This window comes from Nostoc sp., assembly GCF_054880495.1.
The window spans coordinates 1-5076 of sequence record NZ_JBTYKD010000243.1 but is presented as its reverse complement, the minus strand read 5'-3'; the positions used below and the strand labels follow the sequence as shown (position 1 = coordinate 5076).

At 41.1% G+C, this 5076-nt stretch carries 6 protein-coding genes; all 6 read left to right on the top strand.

Features of this window, described 5'->3' with window-relative positions; all coding sequences use genetic code 11:
* Positions 1 to 224 (top strand): hypothetical protein (locus ACYTXL_RS22870; protein WP_461926724.1); only part of this gene is annotated, 224 nt, incomplete at its 5' end.
* 192 nt (positions 225 to 416) lie between these two features.
* On the top strand, positions 417 to 1979 hold the full coding sequence (locus ACYTXL_RS22865) for a class I SAM-dependent DNA methyltransferase (protein ID WP_461922274.1): 1563 nt from the start codon (positions 417 to 419) through the stop codon (positions 1977 to 1979).
* 22 nt (positions 1980 to 2001) lie between these two features.
* Positions 2002 to 2694 carry a restriction endonuclease subunit S gene (locus ACYTXL_RS22860; protein WP_461926723.1) on the top strand — a complete coding sequence of 231 codons (693 nt, stop codon included), beginning with the start codon at positions 2002 to 2004 and terminating at the stop codon, positions 2692 to 2694.
* A 155-nt stretch (positions 2695 to 2849) separates the two neighbouring features.
* Positions 2850 to 3407, top strand: coding sequence for a hypothetical protein (locus ACYTXL_RS22855; protein WP_461922276.1), 558 nt, complete (start codon positions 2850 to 2852; stop codon positions 3405 to 3407).
* A gap of 215 nt (positions 3408 to 3622) precedes the next feature.
* Complete coding sequence (locus tag ACYTXL_RS22850; protein WP_461922277.1) at positions 3623 to 4120, top strand: DUF4365 domain-containing protein; 498 nt, start codon at positions 3623 to 3625, stop codon at positions 4118 to 4120.
* The gene (locus tag ACYTXL_RS22845; RefSeq protein WP_461922278.1) at positions 4117 to 4656 is read left to right on the top strand and encodes a hypothetical protein; all 540 of its coding nucleotides are present in this window, start codon (positions 4117 to 4119) and stop codon (positions 4654 to 4656) included. The genes ACYTXL_RS22850 and ACYTXL_RS22845 overlap by 4 nt, the downstream gene beginning before the upstream one ends.
* Positions 4657 to 5076: the final 420 nt, after the last annotated feature.

Genomic DNA, 5076 nt, shown 5'->3' with positions numbered 1-5076 from the left:
AACCACCTCCACCACCTCGCAAACCAAGCAAAGGTGAACCCCCTAGCATTAAGGAAACAAAAGATAACTTGGAGAAGCCCGATCCAGGGGAAATTACCAACCTGAATTTTAAAGTACCTGCCGAGTTTAAAAAGGATTTTAAGATTGCGGCTGCTACTTACGGTTGTACCCAAGTCGAGCTATTGCAACGGATTTTTAAATACTGGACAGATAATCATGGCTAATCAAGATTCGTCATTTAGCGAAAGAACGAAAAGACGATTTCTTGCTTTCTTCTTTTAGCGATTTCTGATTTCATAGTTTTCAACACAAGATATACTGACAAAGCATTAGTGTCAGACACTAGGCTGAATCGGTTTAACAGGGCAATGGAGAAATAGAGTGCGATCGCAGATTATCTTGAGGAGTAATATTTAGTGGCGCGTGGTCAGAAAAAAACCGAGCCGAAGAATGGCAACGGAGCGAAATTAAGTTTTGAGCAAACCCTGTGGGCTGCTGCGGATAAGCTGCGGGGTCATTTGGATGCAGCCGAGTATAAGCACGTCGTCCTGGGGCTGATTTTCCTCAAATATATTTCCGATGCCTTCAGTGAACTTTACAACATATACTCAGAGCAACCCCACGTTGATCCAGAAGACCGCGATGAGTACACGGCTGAAAATGTTTTTTGGGTTCCCAAGGAAGCGCGATGGTCATTTCTGCAAGCTAACGCCAAACAGCCCACGATCGGTAAATTCTTAGATGAGGCGATGGACGCAATTGAAAAAGAAAATCCATCACTCAAAGGTGTGTTACCTAAAGATTACAACAAGCCAGCCCTGGATAAACAACTGCTGGGAGAAATCATTGACCTAATTGCCAAAATTGGTTTAGGAGATGCAGAAAGCCGTTCAAAAGATATTTTGGGTGGAGTTTACGAATACTTTCTGGGGCAGTTTGCTAATGCGGAAGGTAAAAGAGGCGGACAATTTTATACACCCCGTTGTGTGGTGCAGCTGTTAGTGGAAATGATTGAACCCTACAAAGGGCGGATTTATGACCCTTGTTGTGGGTCGGGTGGAATGTTTGTGCAGTCAGAGAAATTTGTAGAAGCGCACGGCGGTCAGGTTGGCGATATTTCTATTTATGGACAGGAGTCAAATCCCACAACTTGGAAGCTGTGCAAGATGAATTTAGCACTGCGCGGGATTGAAGGGAATATGGGCGATCGCAATGCTGATACTTTCCACAACGATTTGCACAAAGACCTCAAAGCTGATTTTATCCTAGCGAATCCTCCTTTTAATATGAGTGATTGGGGCGGAGATCGGTTGCGAGAAGACACCCGTTGGAAGTATGGCACTCCACCCATGAGCAATGCTAACTATGCTTGGGTGATGCACAAAATACATCACCTTGCGCCCAATGGTATCGCTGGTTTTGTGTTGGCGAATGGTTCGATGAGTTCTAACCAGTCGGGAGAGGGTGATATTCGCCAATCAATTATTGATGCGGATTTAGTCGATTGTATGGTGGCGTTGCCGGGGCAGTTATTTTACAATACCCAAATTCCCGCTTGTTTGTGGTTTTTGGCACGGAATAAAAAAAATGGCTTGTTCCGCGATCGCACTGGCGAAACATTATTTATAGATGCGCGGAAGATGGGGGTTTTACTTGACCGTGTACACCGGGAATTGACGGTTGAAGATATAGCCCGGATTGCCCAAATTTACCATGCTTGGCGGGGTGAAAAGGAAGCGGGTAAGTATGAGGATATCCCTGGTTTTTGTAAGAGTGCCAAGTTAGAAGAAATCGTCTCACATGGTTATGTTCTCACGCCTGGGCGATATGTGGGGGCAGAGGAACTTGAGGATGATGATGAGGCGTTTGAGGAGAAGATGTTGCATTTGACTAAAAAATTAGAGCAGCAGTTTGGGGAGTCGGCGAGGTTGGAAGTTGCAATTAGAGAAAATTTGCAAGGGTTGGGATATGGAATTTAGCTTGTTTCCCAACGGGTGGCAAATGACAACATTATCCGTCATTGCCCGGAAAGATGGTCGTGGTTTAGTAGATGGCCCGTTTGGCTCAAATTTACCTGCTTCTGAATATGTACCTGTAGGTATCCCAGTTATCAGAGGTGTAAACCTGTCACTTGGGGATGTCCGTTTCAAAGATAACGAATTTGTTTTTGTATCTGATGAAACTGCTAAACGTCTGGAGAGAAGTTTATGCAGTTTTGAGGACGTAATTTTTACAAAAAAAGGCACACTTGGTCAGATAGGAATAATACCGCGAACGCATCGATATAAAAAATTTCTCATTTCATCAAACCAGATGAAATTATCTGTAGACCGGGACATTGCAGACCCGCTTTTCGTCTACTATTACCTTTCATCTGCTGCAAGTCGAAAAAAAATTATTCAAGACTCAGAAGCAACAGGCGTTCCGAAAACCAACCTTACATATCTCCGCACGTTTCCAATTTTATTACCGCCCCTCCCCGAACAGAAAGCGATCGCCCACATCCTCGGCACACTCGATGATAAAATCGAACTGAACCGGGAGATGAACCAGACGCTGGAAGCAATGGCACGGGCAATCTTCAAATCCTGGTTTGTGGACTTTGACCCCGTTCGCGCCAAGATGGAAGGACGTTCAGGAACAACTCCCGCTTTTACTCACGCAATAGTGCAGGTAAGTATCCCCTTGATGTAACTGAAATTCGTTCAGCGTTTATTGTTTCAGAATCTTTACCTGAAAGGATAAGGCAATTTCGTACAGAACGTATTGCCAAGATAATTGCTGATGAAACTCCTGTTCCTCTGCAATCTAACCCCAAAATAGTTTTACACGTTTTACCAATAGCTTGTTTGACTTCAGGTATAAGTATTGATGTAAATTTAGCTGCAAATAGCCCTTCAAGTTTACAACCTATTACTTCTCATGGCTGGAGTCAACGATATAACTTTGATGGAATTGTAAAATACTCTAGCATTCAACCTCCAACTTCTTCCTCTTATACCCAACTATTTCGTAATGGTGCTATTGAAGCTGTTGATGCCAGAATATTAACACCTAGAGATGATAAAAAGCGCATCCCTAGTGTTTACTACGAAGAGAAACTAATAGATTCATTACAGAAATATTTAGAGCTACAAAAGAACCTTGAACTTAACCCCCCAATTCTTATAATGCTAAGTCTACTAGGGGTAAAAGGTTACACAATGGGTGTTGAGAGTTCGTGGCTTGACCAAGAAAACCCTATTGATAGAGATATTCTTATAATCCCTGAAATTGTCTTAGAAGATTTCTCTGCTAAATCATCAGATATTCTACGTCCGGCATTCGATGCTGTTTGGCAAGCTTGCGGATGGGATTGTAGCAAATACTATGACGACAATGGTAACTGGGTTGGAAATAGAAGGTAGATTGGATTATTACAACCTTTAAACCGATTTATCTCAAGCTGCTCAACCGTTGTAACAATACAGCAAGGATTTAAAAAAATGAAACTCTTGCTCAGTATCCACGACACCCTACTACCCAAACTCTTATCAGGCGAAATCCGCGTCAAAGAAGCCGAGAAAATAGCAGCAAAGACAATGTAAACTCAAAATTGCATCCAAAATAAACCCAATTATTAGTGGACATCAATCAACAGAAAGAACAATTTAGCAACGCATATCTCCAAGCCATTACCAGTGTTGCAGGTTATTCTCTCTACAAACCAGCCGTAGACGACGACAGTGTAGACTGGGGAATAGCAGCTACAGGTATTATGGGACGCATCCGTGCGCCTCGCTTGGAATTACAGCTAAAATCAACATCAAGGGATATCCTCAACGATAACGCTATCCGCTACCCTCTCAAACTGAAAAACTACAATGATTTACGAATGGTTGACTTTGCCGTTCCTAGAATCTTAATTGTAGTTTTACTTCCCGACAACTTAGGCGAGTGGGTGCAACAATCAGAACAAGAACTTTGTATGAGGTATTGTGGCTATTGGTTATCGCTCTTCGTCATGCCCGAAACAGAAAACACATCGACTGTAACTGTCACCATGCCAAGAAATAATCAATTTACAGTCGCTGCTCTCCAGTCAATTATGCAAGGTATCGCTCAAGGAGTACAACCATGAAAGTTACAATGCAAGATGCGGAAATTATTAAAAATATAGAACCCCAACAACTGAGAGAGTATTTGCAATCTCACGGTTGGCACGAAGACCGACCATTTCTTGATAATGCGACAATCTGGCACAAGCAAGCAGCAGAAAAAGGAGAATTTGAAATATTGCTACCCAGTACAAAAGATTTAGGAGATTATCTTCCTAGAGTTCGTGAAGTTATCGAAACACTAGCAACTTCCGAAAATATTTCTAATATCGAAATTTTAAGCAAATTTGTTAATGACTATCCTAATTTAAAAATTCAAGGCTTTATCACGCAACTTGCAACTCCCAACGAAGATAAATTAAGTGGAGATGTTACCATTGTTTGTCCAGTATTTGATAAATTACGCAAAATCACAGCCGAATTTATCGACCATGATTATATTTTGGCAATAAAAGCTTATCAAGAACGCTTACCTGTAATTTGTACAGGTGATTTGGTTAAAGAAAATAATATTTTTATTTTGAAAAATCCGCGAAAATTTCAAATCGAGAATATTTGAAAATTACAATAATTTTTATATTTAAAATTGCCGAAGCTTCTCAAAGTGATTATTTTATCACTTGCGACAAGATATTAATCAATCGCTGTCAATATTTAAAACTTCAAACAATCAACCCGACTGATTTTATTTTGGATATAGAAGACGCTACTCAACCTACCTGAAAAGACTTAACCCCATCATACGGGCTTTTAAGGGGCAAATACGAGTATATTTGTAGCTATCTGCAATGCTAATCACTACATACAAAAGTTACAGTTTTTTAACCAGCCCCTCAATTGTGTCACGGCACAATTTTCTTTGCTCTTTAGAAACTTGTATAGTTTCTGACTTTTCACGGGATGTGGAAAAGAAATATGGTTCGCGATTGATAATCGCGAACCAGTCAAATGAATTTAAGATGATTTGCGCTCTTTAATG

What these genes read in the sequence shown, in the direction of transcription:
- ACYTXL_RS22845 (WP_461922278.1), top strand. Translation starts at nt 4,117, where the DNA reads ATGAAAGTTACAATGCAAGATGCGGAAATTATTAAAAATATAGAACCC.
- ACYTXL_RS22860 (WP_461926723.1), top strand. Translation starts at nt 2,002, where the DNA reads ATGACAACATTATCCGTCATTGCCCGGAAAGATGGTCGTGGTTTAGTA.